This is a genomic window from Dyadobacter pollutisoli, from assembly GCF_026625565.1.
In the GTDB taxonomy this organism is placed as follows: domain Bacteria; phylum Bacteroidota; class Bacteroidia; order Cytophagales; family Spirosomataceae; genus Dyadobacter; species Dyadobacter pollutisoli.
On record NZ_CP112998.1, the window covers coordinates 5,443,049 to 5,460,987 of the forward strand.

At 43.0% G+C, this 17,939-nt stretch carries 22 protein-coding genes; 7 read left to right on the top strand and 15 right to left on the bottom strand.

The features are described 5' to 3' along the window. The first annotated feature begins 22 nt into the window (after positions 1 to 22). Positions 23 to 187 (top strand): hypothetical protein, encoded by a 165-nt coding sequence (locus ON006_RS22115; RefSeq protein ID WP_244824533.1) that lies wholly within the window; start codon positions 23 to 25, stop codon positions 185 to 187. On the opposite strand, the gene ON006_RS22120 is transcribed toward ON006_RS22115, so the two are convergent. From ON006_RS22120 to ON006_RS22135, 4 genes are all read right to left on the bottom strand, one after another. Further along, positions 188 to 796, bottom strand: a complete 609-nt coding sequence (locus ON006_RS22120) for an IMPACT family protein (protein ID WP_244824532.1) — start codon at positions 794 to 796, stop codon at positions 188 to 190. It lies immediately after the preceding gene. Then, entirely contained in the window at positions 786 to 1,973 is a 1,188-nt protein-coding gene (locus ON006_RS22125; RefSeq protein ID WP_244824555.1) for an MFS transporter, read from the bottom strand. The genes ON006_RS22120 and ON006_RS22125 overlap by 11 nt, the downstream gene beginning before the upstream one ends. A 31-nt stretch (positions 1,974 to 2,004) precedes the next feature. Further along, positions 2,005 to 2,166: a hypothetical protein gene (locus ON006_RS22130; protein WP_244824531.1), complete on the bottom strand. Its 162-nt coding sequence runs from the start codon at positions 2,164 to 2,166 to the stop codon at positions 2,005 to 2,007. Between the two features lie 98 nt (positions 2,167 to 2,264). Further along, on the bottom strand, positions 2,265 to 2,603 hold the full coding sequence (locus tag ON006_RS22135) for a DUF6934 family protein (protein WP_244824530.1): 339 nt from the start codon (positions 2,601 to 2,603) through the stop codon (positions 2,265 to 2,267). A gap of 79 nt (positions 2,604 to 2,682) precedes the next feature. Here ON006_RS22135 and corA point away from each other — a divergent pair, with 79 nt between their 5' ends. Beyond that, a complete protein-coding gene (gene corA, locus ON006_RS22140) occupies positions 2,683 to 3,627 on the top strand; it encodes a magnesium/cobalt transporter CorA (RefSeq protein WP_244824529.1) in 945 nt (314 codons plus the stop codon). 3 nt (positions 3,628 to 3,630) lie between these two features. On the opposite strand, the gene ON006_RS22145 is transcribed toward corA, so the two are convergent. Continuing rightward, entirely contained in the window at positions 3,631 to 4,467 is an 837-nt protein-coding gene (locus tag ON006_RS22145) for an FkbM family methyltransferase (RefSeq protein ID WP_244824528.1), read from the bottom strand. Positions 4,468 to 4,649: 182 nt separating this feature from the next. After that, on the bottom strand, positions 4,650 to 5,534 hold the full coding sequence (locus ON006_RS22150; protein ID WP_244824527.1) for a glycosyltransferase family protein: 885 nt from the start codon (positions 5,532 to 5,534) through the stop codon (positions 4,650 to 4,652). A gap of 242 nt (positions 5,535 to 5,776) precedes the next feature. On the opposite strand from ON006_RS22150, the gene ON006_RS22155 reads away from it, so the two are divergent. Continuing rightward, positions 5,777 to 6,772 (top strand): ribonucleoside-diphosphate reductase small subunit, encoded by a 996-nt coding sequence (locus ON006_RS22155; RefSeq protein ID WP_244824526.1) that lies wholly within the window; start codon positions 5,777 to 5,779, stop codon positions 6,770 to 6,772. A 40-nt stretch (positions 6,773 to 6,812) separates the two neighbouring features. Here ON006_RS22155 and ON006_RS22160 read toward each other — a convergent pair whose 3' ends face one another. Continuing rightward, complete coding sequence (locus ON006_RS22160) at positions 6,813 to 7,265, bottom strand: regulatory protein RecX (protein ID WP_244824525.1); 453 nt, start codon at positions 7,263 to 7,265, stop codon at positions 6,813 to 6,815. 122 nt (positions 7,266 to 7,387) lie between these two features. On the opposite strand from ON006_RS22160, the gene ON006_RS22165 reads away from it, so the two are divergent. Next, positions 7,388 to 8,203: a metallophosphoesterase family protein gene (locus ON006_RS22165; RefSeq protein WP_244824524.1), complete on the top strand. Its 816-nt coding sequence runs from the start codon at positions 7,388 to 7,390 to the stop codon at positions 8,201 to 8,203. 51 nt (positions 8,204 to 8,254) lie between these two features. Here ON006_RS22165 and ON006_RS22170 read toward each other — a convergent pair whose 3' ends face one another. From ON006_RS22170 to tyrS, 4 genes are all read right to left on the bottom strand, one after another. Then, entirely contained in the window at positions 8,255 to 8,542 is a 288-nt protein-coding gene (locus tag ON006_RS22170; RefSeq protein ID WP_244824523.1) for a hypothetical protein, read from the bottom strand. Positions 8,543 to 8,611: 69 nt separating this feature from the next. Next, the gene (locus tag ON006_RS22175) at positions 8,612 to 8,827 is read right to left on the bottom strand and encodes a hypothetical protein (RefSeq protein ID WP_244824522.1); all 216 of its coding nucleotides are present in this window, start codon (positions 8,825 to 8,827) and stop codon (positions 8,612 to 8,614) included. Positions 8,828 to 8,954: 127 nt separating this feature from the next. Further along, positions 8,955 to 9,164, bottom strand: coding sequence for a hypothetical protein (locus tag ON006_RS22180; RefSeq protein WP_244824521.1), 210 nt, complete (start codon positions 9,162 to 9,164; stop codon positions 8,955 to 8,957). 176 nt (positions 9,165 to 9,340) lie between these two features. Then, positions 9,341 to 10,636, bottom strand: a complete 1,296-nt coding sequence (gene tyrS / locus ON006_RS22185; RefSeq protein WP_244824554.1) for a tyrosine--tRNA ligase — start codon at positions 10,634 to 10,636, stop codon at positions 9,341 to 9,343. 208 nt (positions 10,637 to 10,844) lie between these two features. Here tyrS and ON006_RS22190 point away from each other — a divergent pair, with 208 nt between their 5' ends. After that, entirely contained in the window at positions 10,845 to 12,581 is a 1,737-nt protein-coding gene (locus tag ON006_RS22190; RefSeq protein WP_374760248.1) for a discoidin domain-containing protein, read from the top strand. A 5-nt stretch (positions 12,582 to 12,586) separates the two neighbouring features. Here the strand turns inward: ON006_RS22190 and ON006_RS22195 are convergent, their stop codons facing one another. From ON006_RS22195 to ON006_RS22205, 3 genes are all read right to left on the bottom strand, one after another. After that, a complete protein-coding gene (locus ON006_RS22195) occupies positions 12,587 to 13,180 on the bottom strand; it encodes a Uma2 family endonuclease (RefSeq protein WP_244824520.1) in 594 nt (197 codons plus the stop codon). 63 nt (positions 13,181 to 13,243) lie between these two features. Further along, positions 13,244 to 14,458, bottom strand: coding sequence for an S-adenosylmethionine:tRNA ribosyltransferase-isomerase (locus ON006_RS22200; RefSeq protein ID WP_244824519.1), 1,215 nt, complete (start codon positions 14,456 to 14,458; stop codon positions 13,244 to 13,246). 12 nt (positions 14,459 to 14,470) lie between these two features. Then, positions 14,471 to 14,983, bottom strand: coding sequence for a hypothetical protein (locus ON006_RS22205; RefSeq protein ID WP_244824518.1), 513 nt, complete (start codon positions 14,981 to 14,983; stop codon positions 14,471 to 14,473). A 116-nt stretch (positions 14,984 to 15,099) separates the two neighbouring features. On the opposite strand from ON006_RS22205, the gene ON006_RS22210 reads away from it, so the two are divergent. Further along, positions 15,100 to 15,660 carry a cob(I)yrinic acid a,c-diamide adenosyltransferase gene (locus ON006_RS22210; protein ID WP_244824517.1) on the top strand — a complete coding sequence of 187 codons (561 nt, stop codon included), beginning with the start codon at positions 15,100 to 15,102 and terminating at the stop codon, positions 15,658 to 15,660. A 134-nt stretch (positions 15,661 to 15,794) separates the two neighbouring features. Then, a complete protein-coding gene (locus ON006_RS22215) occupies positions 15,795 to 16,862 on the top strand; it encodes a branched-chain amino acid aminotransferase (protein ID WP_244824516.1) in 1,068 nt (355 codons plus the stop codon). A 171-nt stretch (positions 16,863 to 17,033) separates the two neighbouring features. Here ON006_RS22215 and ON006_RS22220 read toward each other — a convergent pair whose 3' ends face one another. Then, positions 17,034 to 17,918 carry an AraC family transcriptional regulator gene (locus tag ON006_RS22220; protein WP_244824515.1) on the bottom strand — a complete coding sequence of 295 codons (885 nt, stop codon included), beginning with the start codon at positions 17,916 to 17,918 and terminating at the stop codon, positions 17,034 to 17,036. Between the last annotated feature and the right edge of the window lie 21 nt (positions 17,919 to 17,939).

A 17,939-nucleotide genomic window follows, 5' to 3' on the forward strand; every position in this document is an offset into this window, starting at 1 on the left:
TAAAATATTAAATCCATAAGTGATGAAGCTGATAAACGAAAGTGACTACGAGAAAGCATCAGAAAGAGCTGATGAAATTTATGGTGCAAAAAAAGGTACGCCGGAAGAAAAGGAATTGAAGGAGCTACTGAAAGCACTCAAAGAGTACGAAGAGGATTTCATCAGAATGCTGAAAGACAACGAATGATCAGGTTTTGAGGCTTACCACAAGCCCTTCCACCTTTTCGCACCGATCCATAAAACGCTCGGTGAGCGTAGTACGGACTTCCACATTCATTTGACATTCCATTTCAAAAACCTGATCAGTAACCGGCAGATCCATTTCTTTAACGATCCGCATGACGTCGTTCATTTGAATGTAAGAAAATGACAGATTGTAAATGCTGAAAAAATGCCTGGTTATGATTTCAGCATTTTCCAATGCACCTTCTGTCCCCAGCTTGTAAGCATTGATCAGTCCCGGTACACCAAGCAATGTACCGCCGAAATACCGCACAACTACTACCAGAATATTCGTAACATTCTTAGAATACAATGTATTTAAAATAGGTCTGCCCGCAGTACCCGAAGGTTCTCCGTCATCGCTCATACGGTAACTCATCCTGTCCGTCCCCAAGCGATATGCGTAGCAATGGTGAACTGCTTTCGGATGAAGCTCGCGAAGCTCATTCAGATAGGTTTTCGCATCGCTATCATTGAGAATGGGGTATGCGAAAGCTAAAAATCTACTTCCTTTATCTTTAAACAAACTTTCCGTGGGAGCGGCGATGGTTTGATAAGTATCTTCAAATAGCACGGGAACGGTGTCTTTTAAATTGATATAGGAACACAACATAAATTAATGCCGCCAGTGCAAAGCCTGCCATGCAATAAAATACATTTTCCAGATTATGACGCTGGTTTGCAAAGATCGCAGCAGACAAAAACGCACCTAACCCGATACCAGCTTCGAGGGATATGAACATCGTCGCAATCGCCCGACCTCTGTTATCGTCCCGACTCAAATCGACCGTCCATGCTGAAAGTACCGGTGAAAGTATACCCATAGAAACTCCGAAGAATGCTGCGCCCGTCAAAAACAAACTGATGGAATTCGCATAGCCCGTAATGACCATAGCAACTATCAAAATGCTGCACCCTACAATGGTAACAGGCATACGGCCATGCTTATCAGAGATTTTCCCTGCAAAAAGACGCACAAGAATGGAGAAAATCGTGAAGACCATGAAATAGTATCCTTTGTTTTGCAGCCCCAGGTAATCACTAAAATCGGGGGTAACCGTAGAAACTGCCCCGAAGCCAAAATAGCATAAAAAAGTGATGAGAGCGGGGCTAAATACATCGGGCTCAAATACGTCGCGCCAGGTGATTTGAAAAGATTTGACTGAGAGCCGCTGCTTTTCCTTCAGCGTTTCCTTCATATTTAGAAGGATCGCAATCGAAAGGAATGCAAAAAGCGATGATGTGTAGAACAGCGCATTTAACGAAAATGTCATGCTGATCATACTGCCGACCGCGGGCCCAAATGCAGAGCCTACCCCCATACACATGCCGTGAATTCCCATTGCTTCTCCCCGGCGGTTGGCCGGAACAATGTCCGCTACATATGCCGCAGTTCCCGTGGGTTTGAACCCGGTAGAAAATCCGTGAACGAGCCGTAAAAGCAGAAAAGGCATCACCGTCGTGAATATTGGATATAGAAACCCACAGATAAAGCAGACAATAGACCCAAAAGCCATGACAGGTACCCTACCGACTCTGTCGGTAAGTCTGCCGCTGAATGGTCTTGACAAGCCGGCAGTCAATGTGAATAATCCAATGATAGAACCTTTGTATTCTGCGCCGCCCATGGATGAAAGATAACCCGGCAGTTCGGGTATGAGCATGTTGAAGCTGGAAGAAAAGAGGAATGAGCTGAGGCCCAGCAGCCAGAATTGCGTCGTGAAGATTCCCGGAGAAGCAGTATTTCGCATCACGCAAAAATACGATTAGCTGGAAGATCAATTAAAATAAAAAATCATTTTTTCCTGATTTCCGCAATTCCTCGATGGTTCTTTTAGCTTCTTCCACTTTTTTCTCCATCGAAGGGCTCAATTTGTGCCTTTTCATATTAGGATCCACCTTAACTCGTGAAAGATCTACCAATTTTTTTTCTGTCGTTTTCATACTTCTCTCATTTTAACAATAAACGCCTTAAATCGAACATTTGTCTCAAATGGAATTATTTTGTCTCCTAAAACTCCATAAACCTCAAACACATCACATCAGTTAACATATTCACGATTTAGAATAATACGATATAGGCGAGTTCTTGACGGCGTGCTTCCTGTAAAATAAACCGCATTTTGAGAATAAGACTTCAAAAATGCCTGAATAGCTTGAATGACTGTGGCAAGCACAAGTTCGGTATCCTTATTATTTGTGACAACGAGATCGTCAATTTCGTCATTCATTTGTAAATCGCCGAAAGCAAGATTGTACAGCTTGTCTGTGATCTTAATAAACTGAATTTCTTTCGGTACGGTTTTATGCGTCGAAAGGCTCTGAAAAGTAAAAGTGAGGGAATCAGCCGAGGCTGTCAGTGGATAAAATTTCTGATTCACAAGTGCGTGTTTTTCCGAAATTACATATATCTTTTTAGTCTTCCACACCCTTTTGAATATAATTTCCCAACTTTAAAAAATGGTACGTATATTTTACAAAGAAGGCCGGCTGATTAAACGCGAAAATGATATTCGTGAACTGGGCAAAGTCAAAAACCTTGTCTGGGTGGATTTGCAGTCTCCCACGGCGGAGGAAGAGGAATGGGTGGAGAACAAATGTAACATCAGTTTTCAAACGCCACAGGAGATTGTGGAGATTGAAAGCAGCTCCCGCTTTTTTGAACAGAACGAGACCATCAACGCGAACTCCAACTTTTTGAAGATAGACCGGGACGGCTACGAAACCTACCCTATCTCTTTTATTTTACATCAAAATGTGTTGTTTACCTACCGTCGCGGGGATTCCAAAACGTTTGCTGACACGGTAAAAAAGATGAAAGTCAGCCCCGAAGGGATTCAGAATGGCGTTGATTTTATGCTATTACTGCTTGAAACCCGCATTGAAGCAGATGCCGACTCTCTGGAAGGTATTTCACGCGATATTTCGGCGATCAGCAAGGATCTTACTCACGAGCAAAAAGCCCGGCAGGAAGTACTGATCCGGATCAGTGGATTGCAGGAAATTACGATGATGCTACGCGAGACGAGCATTGATAAGCAGCGGGTACTTTCAGGAATTCTGAGAAGTCAGTATTTTCCCGAAGACCGGAAAGAACATTTGAGGATCATTCTCAAAGATATCAGCTCACTGCTGGAATACACCACGTTCAATTTTGAGAGGCTGGAATACCTTCAAAATACCTTTATGGGCTTAATCAACCTGGAACAAAGCCAGGTGATTAAGATATTCACGGTGGTAACGATCATTTTTATGCCGCCCACACTCATCGCAGGTATTTTCGGCATGAATTATGATCATATCCCTTCGACTGGTGAACCTTGGGGATTCTGGATTTCGCTTTTACTAATGATCCTCTCTTCGCTCGTAGTATTGTGGTTTTTCAGAAGGAAAAAATGGATTTGAAAATCAAACCTGCTTCCCTACCGGAAGAGAATAAAAGTTGAAGGTCTTCCATTTGTTCATATCCCTGGCATCTTCAATTTTTATGATCTCCGCATTTTCATGAAAGTCGGAGAAATAATAAAGTTCGTAATTGAAGTCTGACACGATCTGATATAGCTCAGCCCTCTCTTTCGGAGTTGATTTCGGGAAACATTCCGCTACCAGTACCGGCTTAAATTCCTTAATTAAGTCAGCAATTGATTTGATAACCTCTTTGTCAGCACCTTCCACGTCTACCTTAATGAAAGAAAGTTTTGACAACAACGTTGGGTGATTTGCTTTGAGATATTTCTCTAAGGTAATGCCCTTAATTTTAGTGGAAAGCTGGAATGCGCCTTGGTCTTCTACGATTTCATTTGAAATACCTCCGTTTCCAAAAGATGCTTCTGAGGAACTGTAATAAAATTCCCCTTCGTCTTTTGTAATGGCATAAGGCAGGGGAATAATATTCGTCTTGTCCTTATTCAACGATACATTTATTTCTAATATCTTAAATACGTGTGGATTAGGATCAAAACCTAGCGTAGTTCCTTCCTTACCAGCCGCCAGGGCCATAGGTACGGTCGTGTCGCCAATGTTAGTTCCGATATCGATGCAAAGGCTGCCTTTCGGGATAAATTTCTTGAAAAAGTTAATCTCTCCCTGCGTAATTACTTTGGCATTTACAAGCGGGTTTTTCCAGTTAGCAAACGATACGGAACCTTCTTCTTCCAATAAAAAAGTATCGATTACGTGAGGATACTCCTGAAACTGGCGACGGGCCTTTTTGCGTGCTATCGATTTTTTAAAATATTCGAACATTGATTTGCAGTGATAATTACAATTTAAAATTATTCTAACAAATATAACTTTCTAATCGAAATGAGCCTTGCTTAGACATTCATTAATGCGCAAGCGATTCGAAATGTGTTGCTAAAAAAACTCGATTATTCTAGTAATCTGTTAGCCGCGACTCAAAAAAGCTATTGCAATACGAGAATTTATCAGATGAATTTGTAGTTCCGAAACTCGAATAAGCGCCTGCCGGTCTTTTTTTCGAACCAATATAGCAGGGCATCTTTCAGGCGGAATTTCTTTTTGGATGTATCCAGATTTACCTTCCAGGTTTGCTTTGCAATTCTCTTCTGCATAACCGCAGGATGTGTGCCATCGAAAAGTTTCAGAGAATCAAATTCTTCGTAATTGAAGAAATCTTCCGACTGTAAAATCTTTTCCCATTCTTTATCCTCATTCCAGAAACGGCTCACATTCTTCATTTTGGTCTTCATCTGCGCCGGACTTTTTACCCAGCCATAATGGTAAACCGCCGCGCCCGAATGCTTCACATTCAGCTTCGTATGTCCTTTGCGAAAACCCTGAGCGTCGCGAAAGGCAGAAATTTCAGGATGATTCAATTTATTTTCGTTCCTGATAATGCGAATCTCTCTTCTGTACCATTTCCTGCTGTCACCGACATAATCGTAAGTACCATAAAAATGCAGGTAGTCGAACAGCAAACCTTCCACCCGCAGATCATCTGCATACCTGTTACACGATTCCCGGATGGCGCCATGATACTTTTCATGCACTACTTCATCACCCTGAATGTAGAATGCCCAATCAGTATCCGGCGAAATCTGCCGAAGCGCTTTGTCCGTTTCCACAGCCAGTACCTTTCCTCCCTCACGCAGCGACATGTCCCATTCCGACTCCACGATCCGGATTTTGTCCGAGCCAATATTCCGGATCAGTTCCAGGGTATCATCATCGCTATACCCAACGCTCACGAGCATTTCATCCACCACAGGCAGAATAGACGTGATCGCTTCCACGATCGGATAGTCATTAATTACCGCATTTCTGATGATTGTGAATCCGGAAATCTTCAAGAGTCTGGGGATTAAAATTTACTTTTTCCCGAGAGAAATTACCGGGCATTTAACAATTTGAAAGCAACAAAGTTAACTTATTCCAGAGAAGAATTTTTCTAAATAAGTATTTCAATTTGCTTTGCTTCTCCTTGAATTTTCGGCTCAAAGCGTGTAGATTTGTTCTCCTTCGGGCCCGCCCTTCCGGCCAGGATTATTATAAAGTTATATAAATCTGATCCCCGTAAAAATTTAAAGTCACTATGTCACAAGAACTTACCAGGCAGGAACCCCTGTTGATTGAAGATCCATTGCGGTTTGTATTATTTCCGATCAAGCATTCCGATATCTGGGAAATGTACAAACGTCACGAAGCTTCATTCTGGACCGCAGAAGAAATAGATCTGTCGCAGGATCAGAAAGACTGGGAGAACCTCAGTGACGGAGAACGTCACTTTATCTCTCACGTTCTTGCATTTTTTGCTGCTTCCGATGGTATAGTGAACGAAAACCTTGCCGTTAATTTTTTGAGCGAAGTACAATATGCGGAGGCCAAATGCTTCTACGGATTTCAGATCGCAATGGAAAACATCCATTCCGAGACATATTCTCTATTGATTGACACTTATATCAAAGATCCGGCTGAAAAAGACCATTTACTGAGAGCCATTGACACCATTCCATGTGTTCAGAAAAAAGCGGACTGGGCTCTTAAATGGATCAACAGCCCTATTTTCGCTGAACGGATCATTGCTTTTGCCGCCGTGGAAGGCGTATTCTTCTCCGGCTCATTCTGCTCTATTTTCTGGTTGAAAAAACGCGGGCTAATGCCAGGACTTTCGTTTTCAAATGAGCTGATCTCACGTGACGAAGGACTGCATTGCGAATTTGCATGTTTGCTTTATACCAGGCACATTGTCAATCAATTGCCTCAGGAAAGAGTGATTGAAATTATGATGGATGCTGTTGAGATTGAAAAGGAATTTGTAAGCGAAGCATTGCCTGTTTCACTGATCGGGATGAATGCAGAGCTGATGAAACAATATATAGAATACATCGCCGATTTCTGGCTTGAAAGGTTAGGTTGCCCCAAGCAGTTCGGTTCAGCCAATCCATTCGATTTCATGGAACTGATCTCGCTTCCAGGGAAGACCAATTTCTTCGAAAAACGCGTTGGAGAATACCAAAAAGCCGGTGTAATGAGCGGAGTAAAAGACAAAGACTCCGGCCACAAGATTTCGTTCGATTCTGATTTTTAATGTTGAGACTTGCCAGGTTTTGAAAACCTGGCAAGTCTTCCTACAAACTTTCCAGCTCCTTCCACACCAGCTCACTCTCATATCCCTTCCCCAGAGCAAACCTTGCCAGTTTATTTTTAAGTTTAAATGCGTCTGTTTCCGTTTTTGAGAGCAAAATCTTCTTTTTTGTCAAAAGCGTCCTAAGCCCTTCGACATAAACCTTATCCTCAATTTCGTTCATCCCTTTTTCAATGCTATAAGTGCTAAGGCCTCGCCGCTGTAACTCCTGCTTGATCTTCATTCGGCCCCAATTCTTGATCCTGAATTTCCCTCCGGCATAAGTTTTCGCAAAGCGTTCCTCGCTCAGGTAATTCATTGAAATGAGCTCTGCGATCAGTTCGTCCGCTTCCTCACCCCATACATTCCACTTTTTGAGACGCTGCCTCACTTCATCTTGCGTCCTTTCCTGGTAAGCACAATACGACGCCGCTTTTTGCAGAATAAGGCGATCCATGAATTAGAATTTTATATTAAATATTGTTAACAACCTGCAAGGATAAAGAAAATATCACGGATGAATAACTATTTTTGAAAGAATAAAACTACCCCTGACCTAATCCAACGCAACCCATAACCATGCAATTCGAGAGACGTTCTTTCCTGAAATTACTCCCTGCACTTCCCGGGCTTACTTACTTATCCGAGCCTGAAACCGGCAAGTCGCCCGCCAGAATTTCAATGCGGTTTATCGTGGCCTCCGACGGCCATTATGGTCAGCCGGATACTGATTTCAAGACATTTCATTCGGATCTGATCAGTTGGGTTAATAAGGAAAAGCTACAAAAAGGAGTGGATTTTCTATTTTTCAACGGCGACCTGATCCACGACGATCCCACATTACTCTACGATTTCAAAAGCACGCTGGGCAATCTCAGGGTACCTTATTATGTGAGCCGCGGCAACCACGATAAGGTGGGACTCGACGTTTGGCAAAGTACCTGGGGCTATTCCACCAATCATAGTTTTTCAAAAGGCGAGTATGCGTTTGTGGTGGGTGACACCTCAAACGAAAAAGGAGAATATGTTTGCCCTGATGTAAACTGGCTGCGTACCGAAATAGCCAAATACAGCGACAAGAAAGGGATTTTTGTATTTCTGCACATTACCCCCGCCAAATGGACCGTGCATGGTATCGAATGCAAAGAAGTGATCGATTTGTTTGAAAAAACGCCCAATGTGAAGGCAATTTTCAATGGTCACGACCACGATCAGGACAGTACCAAAATGTACGGCAAAAAACCTTACTTCTTCGACGGCCACTTCGGCGGGAACTGGGGAACGGCTTATAAAGGTTACCGGATTGTTGAGATTTACGAGGACAGCACCTGGCAGTCGTACCAGTATAATCCCACTGCTGCTCCGGTTTTGAATACTTATTCTGGGAAAAGTTAATGGTAAGCGAGACTTGCCAAGTCTTGGAGACTTGGTAAGTCTTAATGGTAACTAACCACCCTGCAAGAGTGAAACCTTCCTATAACTTTCTTCCAAGCTTACCAGAAATGTAGTAAGCCGGAGATTATTGGCTATATGAACGCGCATTTCAGGACTAACGTTTTCCAGCCCTTCGTCAAATAAAAAACCCTCAATCATTGTGTTGACGGATTCCATCATTTCACGACTAGTAAAGGTTTGAAAAAAATCTTTAATGACATGAAATTGTTGCGTTAACAACTCTGCTTCCGCCGCCGTAATCGAACTGAAATCTTTTTGAGAATTGGATAATGCTTTCATTGATATAGTGGCTTATAGTTTGTTTTGATATTATGTAAGATTTTCTTACAAATTCGATGCAAAAAAAAGTTACTTTTTGTAAGTAACTGAAATTGAGATATTCACATCAAATCCATAACGTTCTAAAATGGAAATCATCCGCTTTTGAGATATCCCTTGTTTGAATGTAAAGCTTCGCCAAGCACTTACCAATTCGCCTTTTTTTTCTTCTGGCGGTAAGTTTTTGTAAACGTGCTCCAAATACCAGGCAAACGCCTCCTCGATTGAACTAAATGATTTTGACATTCAAAGATATAAAAATTTGTAAGAAAATCTTACAATTGGCTGTGTATTTTAAAAACTGACAAGCGAGACTTGGCAAGTCTTCAAGACTTACCAAGTCTTTCTTTCTTACAAAACCTGGGAAAAAAATTTACTTCTTGTAAGTCACAGAAATATTTACGTCAAAACCAAATCTCTTTAAAATTGAAATCATCTTTTTCTGAGATATACCCTGCTTATGAGTGAAATTGCGCCAAGCTATAACCAACTCACCTTTTTTCTCATCAGCCGGCAAGCTTTTATAGATGTTCTCCAAATACCAGGCAAATGCTTCCTCAATAGAGCTAAACGATTTTGACATTCAAATGTATTGATGAGTTCAGAGGATTTGATTTGTATATTGTTTTGGCGAATTCTAACGCTCTCAATTCATCTTCTAAACGCCCCGCAGGAGTTTTTTCAATCACGAACCTCCTTTTGAGAGCCTCCATTTCTTCGAAGTTTGATGTTTTGAATATCCTGCCCATATCAATCAATTTAAACAACCTTAATCAAATGATTCTTCTTCCCCTTCGAAATCAACAAAAACCGATTTTGTAGCAAGGAAAAATCACTTAATACCTGCTCAGCAGAAGTAACTTTCACTTTATTAACACTCACTGCATTCTGCTGAATTGCACGCCGAGCTTCGCCTTTGGAAGCGTAAACCTCAGACCTGGTTACCGTAGAAATCAAATCCGTAATATTGGCACATTCACTCCATTCCTGAGTCGAGATTTCAGTCTGAGGAACTCCGTCGAAAATCGTATCAAACTCATCTTCCTTAATGCTTTGCAAAGTTTCCAATGTTGCTTTTCCAAACAAGACTTCCGAAGCCTTCAATACAAGCTGATATGCTTTTTCCGAATGTATCCGGGAAGTCAATTCAGCAGCCAATGCTTTTTGCATGATTCGCAAATGTGGCTCGGCTGCGTGACTTGTTTCCAATGCTTCGATTTCCTCTTTGTTTTTAAACGAAAAAACCCTCAGATAACGCGGCAGATCCTCGTCACTTTGGTTGAGCCAAAACTGATAAAACTCGTACGGCGAAGTTTTGGAAGCATCTAACCAGATATTTCCGCCTTCACTTTTTCCAAATTTAGAGCCGTCCGATTTGGTCAGAAGTGGCGTAGTCAATGCATATGCTTTGAAATATCCTTCTTCGTCGCCCTCTTTCCGGCGAATGATCTCGGTACCGGTCGTAATGTTACCCCATTGGTCCGAACCGCCCATTTGCAGCCGGACATTTTTGTGTTTATATAAGTGATAAAAGTCGTAACCCTGCAAAAGCTGGTACGAAAACTCTGTGAATGAGATACCCGTTTCCAAACGTTTCTTCACAGAATCTTTGGACATCATATAGTTGACACTGAGAAACTTCCCTGCCTCACGCAAGAATTGGAGAAAACCAATGTCTTTAAACCAGTCATAATTATTGACCATTTCCGCCGAATTATCGCCGCAGTCAAAATCGAGAAATTGTTCCAACTGCTTTTTGATCCCTTCCTGGTTAAAACGCAATGTATCTTCATCCAAAAAAGAACGCTCCGATGCTTTGAACGACGGGTCGCCGATCATTCCCGTTGCGCCACCTACTAATGCAAAAGGCTTGTGACCAGCACGTTGAAAATGTACCAGTAGCATAATCGTAGCCAGATTACCTATATGCAGAGACGAAGCCGTAGGGTCAAAACCGATATAACCGGCGGTCATTTCCTTTTGCAATTGCTCATGCGTACCGGGCATCATATCGTGAAGCATACCGCGCCAGCGCAGTTCTTCAATAAAATCAATCGTCATTTTTTATGCTATTTCTTATTTCAAAAAAATCGAAGGGCAAAGGTAAACGTTATCGGTTTTAAAACTTTGTAATCCACAGATGTTTTAAAAAACTGTAAAACTTATTACTTCAAAAGTGTCTATTTTAGCATCATTAAAAGATTTTCCTGCACACAATCATCAACACATTATGATCACGCGGCCATTTCAAATTTTGCTCTCATTGCTCTCATTGACAATCTCTTACACGGGTTTTGCACAAACGACCTACTGCAATCCGATGGATATTGACTACAAATACAATTTTGAGCAATTGAATGACAACATTAGTTATCGCTCAGGTGCCGATCCCGTGATCATCAACCATAAAGTAGGCGGCAAAAATGAATATTTCCTTTTCGTGACCATTTCGGGTGGCTACTGGCATTCCAAAGACATGATCCACTGGAAATACCTCACTGCCAATCGCTGGCCGTTTGAAGATATGTGCGCCCCGGCAGCCGTTTCCGTTCGCGATACATTGTTTTTGTTTCAATCTACATTCGAGTCGCGGCCTATCCTATATTCTGTTGCCCCTGAAAAAGGTATCTGGGAATTTTATAACCGCTGGACGCCCCGGTTGCCCAAAGATATCGGCCCCTGGGACCCCGCGCTTTTCCACGACGCTGACACTGATAAATGGTATATGTACTGGGGTTCTTCCAATGTCTACCCGATTTTTGGCTCGGAACTCGATTATTCCAAAAGGTTGGCTTTCAAAGGTCAGTATAAAGCCATGTTCTGGCTCAATCAGTACGAACATGGCTGGGAACGCTTCGGGCCAAACCATTCTGACCCATTCAAACCGTTTACGGAAGGCGCGTGGATGACCAAACACAAAGGAAAGTACTACCTGCAATACGGCGCTCCGGGAACGGAATATAATGTGTATGCCAATGGTACTTACGTCAGCGACGATCCGTTGGGACCATTTACTTATGCCAATTACAATCCCGTTTCCTACAGACCTGGTGGCTTTGCGACCGGTGCGGGCCATGGAAATACTTTTCAGGATAATTATGGCAATTACTGGAACACCGGTACGTCATGGATCGGCCTCAACTGGGGAATGGAACGCAGGATCGTCATGTACCCGGCCGGATTCGACAAAGATGGACAAATGTTCGCCAATACCCGCTTCGGCGACTTCCCGCACAAAATGACAACGAAGACATGGCAGGGAAAAGGTGACGAATTGTTCACCGGCTGGATGTTATTGTCATACAAAAAGCCTGTTACGGCCTCTTCAACACTGGATACAATGGCTGCTGCTAAAATCACCGATGAAAATCCCAGAACTTTCTGGGCAGCCAAACAGAACAAGCCGGGCGAGACTTTAACCATTGATTTGCAGACCGAACAGGAAGTCAAAGCTGTCCAAATCAACTACACCGACTACAAATCCGACATTTTTGACAATGACCCAGCACGGGTTTACACGCAGTTTAAAATATCAACTTCCAAAGACGGAAAGAAATGGGACCTTGCCAGCGATCTCACGCAGGAACCCAAGCGTGACCGCCCGTGTGCATACATTGAGCTGGCGCAACCCGTGCGTGCCCGTTATGTACGTTACGAGCACATTCACGTCGCTTCACCCAATTTGGCTATCAGCGAATTCAGGGTTTTCGGAAATGGATTTGGGAAAGTGCCCCCTACTCCTAAAAATTTCACGGCTATCAGGCAAAAAGACACACGCAATGCAGATTTGAAATGGGAAAAAATTCCCGGCGTGATCGGCTACAATGTTCTGTGGGGCATTGCACCAGACAAACTATACCAGACTTATCAATTTTGGAACGATGATCCGAACACATTCGAACTGAGAGCATTGAATGTAGGAGTGCCTTACTACTTCGCGATTGAGGCGTTTAATGAGAATGGGGTGTCGGCAATGAGTGAGGTTGTGTGGGTTAAATGATTTATCTACACCCACTCCTCTTCTGCACTAAACTTAATGTTTTCATAGATTAAAGAAACTTGTATTTCAAAATTCATTCTTTCGAAACGGATTACATCATTTACATTATCAAAAGTCTGATAAGTCCAGATATCCTTCTGCTCTGTTCGTGTGAAAAGCTCTACATAATATTCATTCTGCGAAACCAGCAAATAATACTGAAGAGATGGAATGCTTTTATAACGCCTTAATTTGAACTCGCGGTCGTAACTGGCCGATGATTTGGACAACACTTCTACCAGAATAACCGGATTCTTAACAATATATGTCCCATTAATATCCTCCGGTGAACAGGTTACAATGACATCAGGGTATGGGTAGTAAAAGTTTGGGATCGCTTCCACTTTCACGTTTTCAGCAAACACATCACAGCCGGCAGGTAAAAAGTTTCTCTCCATTAGATTTCGGATCCTCCCAACGATTCTGTTGTGATTCATCGTAGTTCCGGCCATAGCGTAGATATCCCCGTCATAGTATTCATGACGGATTTCACTCTTTTCCTCCATTTCCAAATATTCGGCAACGGAGTATTTCTGCTCTGAAACTTGCGGGTGACCCATAATCGTGCGGTTAACAGTGGACAAATTAACCAAAAATTATTTCAAATGAAATAACCAGCCCATTCAACCATTCCTCCAAAGCAACGAAGAATCGCCATAACTTAAAAACCGGTAGTCCTTGCTCAGTGCTTCGGTATAAATCTGTTTCCAATCGTTACCAACCAATGCGGCTACCAGTAATATCAATGTAGAACCTGGCTGGTGATAGTTGGTAATCAATCCTTTACATAAGCGAAACTGGTATCCGGGAAATATAAAGATCTCTGTTTCTCCGACCAGTTCGACCAGATTTTCCTGATCCATAAAGTCCGCGATCGCTTTTAAGGATTCGGATGCAGTGGGAAGCTCCTGACCTTCAAAAGTGTAGGGATACAATTTTTCAATCTGAAATATCGAAGTTTCTTTTCTGAAAAGCTTAACGCCGTACCAGTACAAGCTTTCCAGCGAACGAAGCGAAGTGGTACCAACAGGTACGATCATATCAGGACTTTGAAGAAGGTCATTAATCAAATCTCTCGTAAAAACGACCTGCTCGGAGTGCATCCGGTGCTCGATGATCGAACTTACCTTGATCGGCTGGAAAGTACCTGCACCTACATGCAATGTCAGAAATGACCTCCTGATACCTTTTGCATTCAGTTTTTCAAAAATATTGGGAGTAAAATGGAGGCCAGCAGTGGGCGCGGCTACTGCTCCATCGTGATGTGCGTAAACAGTCTGGTAAGTCTGACTATCACGCTCTTCTGTGTCCCGGTTTAGGTATGGCGGCAATGGAATTTCTCCGAGAGCCTTGACTATTTCCAAAAATACAATGTCCTGATCCCAGGATAGTTTCACATGATTGAGATCATAATCAGCATACTCAACCTGTAATTTTACCAGCTGGCTATCAACAACTATTTCAGTAGTCAACTTATCCTTTAATTTCCACCGTTTCTTGTTTCCAATCATGCATTCCCAAACGCAGGAGTGCCTTATAAGCATGGCGTCGTTAATAATGCGGGTTGGAGCTTCGGGATGTAAAAGCAGTATTTCAATGACCGCGCCGGTCTCTTTTTTAAAGTAGGCGCGGGCGGGTATTACTTTGGTATCGTTAAAAACAAGTAATGTCTCGGCCGGCAGATTGGAAGGTAAGTCGGTGAAATGCTCGTGAGCAATTATACCATTTTTATAAACCAGCAATTTAGAAGCATCCCTTTGTTCCAGCGGATAGCGTGCAATCCTGTCATCAGGCAGATCGTAAACATAGTCGTCCAGCTGAATATCGTCCCCTTTCATTCTATCCAAAGATTACAGCCTTTCTTCCGGCGCTGGTGCCCATAGCAGGCGCAGGGGAAGTAAAAACACGAAAAAGATAAGCCCTAAACCGACGTAGTAAACCCACGAGAAATCGAAAACGTCCATCTTATACTGCATACTGTTGATAGTCGCAAGGGCCAACAGACTGAATCCGATAATGGTGTTAATCACCGCCACCAGGCAGTAAAGCCAGTTTGTAAGATGCTCATCTAGTTCTGTGCGGTGTGCAGCCCAGGCTTTTTTGTTTAAAATCGGCAGGTTCATCGCATCCACCTTGGGAACGTGTTTCGCTAATCCCGTAATGAGTACATTGTTCAGCAGAAACAACCCCATAACAATGTAAAACACATGTTCTTTACTTAAATATTTTTCTGCTAGGCCGGTGTCTGAGAAATCTACCGCTACCATTTCCGGAAACAGGGAGTAGGTCCACATCAACGCCCCGATAACAAATAACAGAGATAGCCAACGCCAGATCTTTATTGCAAATGTTGTAACTTTCATGAATCAGTACCCTGTAGAGGTTTTTTTCGCCATAGTAATTTGGGTGCAAAATTAGGTTGGGGAGTTTCTAAAACCTAATTGGCAATGGTTATTCGTCGTATTGAAATAAGTTCTAAATGAAAATTTACACAAAGACCGGCGATAAGGGCACAACATCCCTCATTGGAGGTACTCGCCTGAGCAAAGCACACGTCCGGATTGACGCATACGGGACAGTTGATGAATTAAACAGTTACATCGGAATGCTCCGCGATCAGCCTGTCAATGAAAAACGCAGAGATTTATTGAAGGAAATCCAGGACAGGCTTTTTACGATGGGGTCACATCTGGCCTCGGAATCCGACCAAAAAAAGAAGATTCTGCCCGATCTGACAGAGGCAGATATAGTTTTGCTTGAAAATGAAATGGATCAAATCGACTCTCAGCTTCCTCCACTGCGGGCATTTGTTTTACCTGGCGGACATCCGTCCGTATCATTCGGCCACATTGCCCGTACCGTCTGCCGCCGCGCCGAAAGAGCTGTGATCCATTTGCAGCAGGGTGAAGAGGTCGAATCCGTCGTGATACGTTATCTCAACCGCCTGTCTGACTACCTTTTTATGCTTTGCCGGATGATGACGTATGAGCTACAAATTGAAGAAGTTACGTGGCAGCCGAGGGTATCTCCAAAAAAATAATTGTTATACTAAATATCCGTTATTTATAGAATTAATTTTTTAAATTGCGGGACTGAAGAAAGAAGTCGCATATCAGAAAAAGTCCGCGATGACAACCATGTAAAAGCGTTTTTGAAAATCAAATTTTTGGCATTATGACAGCCGACACAATACAAATAGAGGTTCAGCAGACGGCAAAATCCCGCTTGCAAGAGGTTGATTTCAACAATCTCGTTTTTGGACGGAATATCTCCGACCATATGTTCATCGCCGAATACCGTGAAGGCCAATGGCAGGATCTTCGGATTGTCCCTTATGGTGACCTTTCGCTAAGCCCGGCAACAGCGGCGCTACATTACGGACAGGCTATTTTTGAAGGAATGAAAGCCTACAAGGATGAAGAAGGTGAAGTTCTTCTTTTCCGCGCGATCGATAACTGGAAAAGGCTCAACAAATCGGCTGAGCGCCTTTGCATGCCTACCATTCCTGAGGAAATTTTCATGAACGGACTGACTGAACTGCTTCGCCTGGATGCAGGCTGGGTGCCTTCACAACCAGGATGCTCCCTGTATATTCGTCCGTACATGTTTGCGACCGATCCTTACATTGGCGTAAAACCATCTGACTCTTACTACTTTATCATTTTCACAAGCCCGGTAGGCACCTATTACGCTAAGCCTCCGCGTGTGAAAGTGGAAACACATTATATCCGTGCAGCGGAAGGTGGCGTTGGCGGTACCAAATGTGCAGGTAACTATGCCGGCTCATTGTATCCAGCCAAGCTTGCTCAGCAGGAAGGCTACGACCAGTTGATCTGGACCGACGCACGCGAGCACGCATACATTGAAGAATCGGGAACAATGAACATTATGTTCATCCTGGACGGCAAACTGGTCACTCCTTATGTTTCCGAAACTACGCTTGACGGTATTACCCGGAAAAGCATTGTCGCTATCGCACAACATTGGGGTATCCCCGTGGAAGAGCGCAGGATCAGCGTAAAAGAGATCATTGACGGCTTAAAAGACGGTAGCCTCGAAGCAGCTTTCGGAGCAGGAACAGCTGTGGTTATCTCTCCGTTTGCAACGATTGCCTACGAAGGTGTGGACTACCCACTTCCTGAGATTAAAGAGGATTCCTTTGTAAACAAGGTGAAAACCTACCTTACCGACCTCAGGACTGGCAAAGAAGAAGACATCTTTGGATGGATGCTGAAAGTATAGGTGATCAATGACTGAATGAGTGATTGAGTGAATGACTGAATGTATCGTAAGATCATTGAGTCGGGAAGAGTTCAAAGTTGAGATAATATCCAACTTTGAACTCTTTTTATTTAAATATTCACGCATTCAAAATTCACTCATTCACTCATTCACTCATTCAAAATTCTCCCGCTAAACAAACGTCCTCGTCCCCGAATAGTTATCCCTGAACTCCTTCGGCGTACATCCGTTTTTGGTTTTAAATATCCGGTTGAAATAGGACAAATTATTAAACCCGCATTTATACGCGATTTCAGAGACTGTATTCGTCGTATTGATCAGGGACCTCGAAGCATGGCCCAGCCTTATCTCATTCAGGCTTTCAATGAAGGTTTTGCCGGTCCTTTTCTTGATAAACCTGCTAAAGGAAACCTCCGACATCCCAGCCAGCCTGGAAACTCCTTCCAGATTAATCTCCTTGTCATAATTGTCCCGCATATGCGCAAAGACTTTCTCGATCCTGCGGCTGTTAAAGTTGACATTATCATCCGTAAAAGTGCTGTTGGAAAGCGTACGCATATTTCTCGACACTGACAGATCATGCAAAATCGACATCAGTTCCAGGATCGAATCAAAGCCGCTTTTTTGCGCCAATGCTTTCAGTCGTGGCATAATACGCTCGATCGTCTCTTTTGAGAACGAAATCCCTTTGGCCGACTTCTCCAACAATGACCGCACGAAAAACAACTGGTTGCGTTTGAGAAATTTATCATCAAACAGGTCCCGGTGAAACTGAACGGTGATTTCGTGCACCTCGGGCATCCCTTCCTCCCATTGATACGCATTCATGAGCCAGCCATGAGGCAGATTGTTGCCCACAAGAACGAGCTCCGCATCGTCAATTACTTCGGTATGGTCACCGATAATACGCTTTACACCCTTACCCGATAATATCAGATTCAGCTCGTACTCATCGTGGTTGTGAAGCGGGAAGTCAAAAATGGTCTTTCTCCTTGCAAAAACAGTAAAGCAGTCATACTGCGTCAAAGGAGTTATTTCGCGGTAAATTTCGCTCATAGGCTGTACTTCTCTAAGATA

Coding starts and splice junctions, on each gene's coding strand:
- ON006_RS22200 (WP_244824519.1), bottom strand. CDS start 14,458: ATGAAAGGGGACGATATTCAGCTGGACGACTATGTTTACGATCTGCCT.
- ON006_RS22210 (WP_244824517.1), top strand. CDS start 15,100: ATGAAAATTTACACAAAGACCGGCGATAAGGGCACAACATCCCTCATT.
- ON006_RS22155 (WP_244824526.1), top strand. CDS start 5,777: ATGTCACAAGAACTTACCAGGCAGGAACCCCTGTTGATTGAAGATCCA.
- ON006_RS22180 (WP_244824521.1), bottom strand. CDS start 9,164: ATGTCAAAATCGTTTAGCTCTATTGAGGAAGCATTTGCCTGGTATTTG.
- corA (WP_244824529.1), top strand. CDS start 2,683: ATGGTACGTATATTTTACAAAGAAGGCCGGCTGATTAAACGCGAAAAT.
- ON006_RS22115 (WP_244824533.1), top strand. CDS start 23: ATGAAGCTGATAAACGAAAGTGACTACGAGAAAGCATCAGAAAGAGCT.
- ON006_RS22160 (WP_244824525.1), bottom strand. CDS start 7,265: ATGGATCGCCTTATTCTGCAAAAAGCGGCGTCGTATTGTGCTTACCAG.
- ON006_RS22215 (WP_244824516.1), top strand. CDS start 15,795: ATGACAGCCGACACAATACAAATAGAGGTTCAGCAGACGGCAAAATCC.
- ON006_RS22205 (WP_244824518.1), bottom strand. CDS start 14,983: ATGAAAGTTACAACATTTGCAATAAAGATCTGGCGTTGGCTATCTCTG.
- ON006_RS22130 (WP_244824531.1), bottom strand. CDS start 2,166: ATGAAAACGACAGAAAAAAAATTGGTAGATCTTTCACGAGTTAAGGTG.
- ON006_RS22170 (WP_244824523.1), bottom strand. CDS start 8,542: ATGAAAGCATTATCCAATTCTCAAAAAGATTTCAGTTCGATTACGGCG.
- ON006_RS22175 (WP_244824522.1), bottom strand. CDS start 8,827: ATGTCAAAATCATTTAGTTCAATCGAGGAGGCGTTTGCCTGGTATTTG.
- ON006_RS22195 (WP_244824520.1), bottom strand. CDS start 13,180: ATGGGTCACCCGCAAGTTTCAGAGCAGAAATACTCCGTTGCCGAATAT.
- ON006_RS22145 (WP_244824528.1), bottom strand. CDS start 4,467: ATGTTCGAATATTTTAAAAAATCGATAGCACGCAAAAAGGCCCGTCGC.
- ON006_RS22125 (WP_244824555.1), bottom strand. CDS start 1,973: ATGCGAAATACTGCTTCTCCGGGAATCTTCACGACGCAATTCTGGCTG.
- ON006_RS22165 (WP_244824524.1), top strand. CDS start 7,388: ATGCAATTCGAGAGACGTTCTTTCCTGAAATTACTCCCTGCACTTCCC.
- ON006_RS22220 (WP_244824515.1), bottom strand. CDS start 17,918: ATGAGCGAAATTTACCGCGAAATAACTCCTTTGACGCAGTATGACTGC.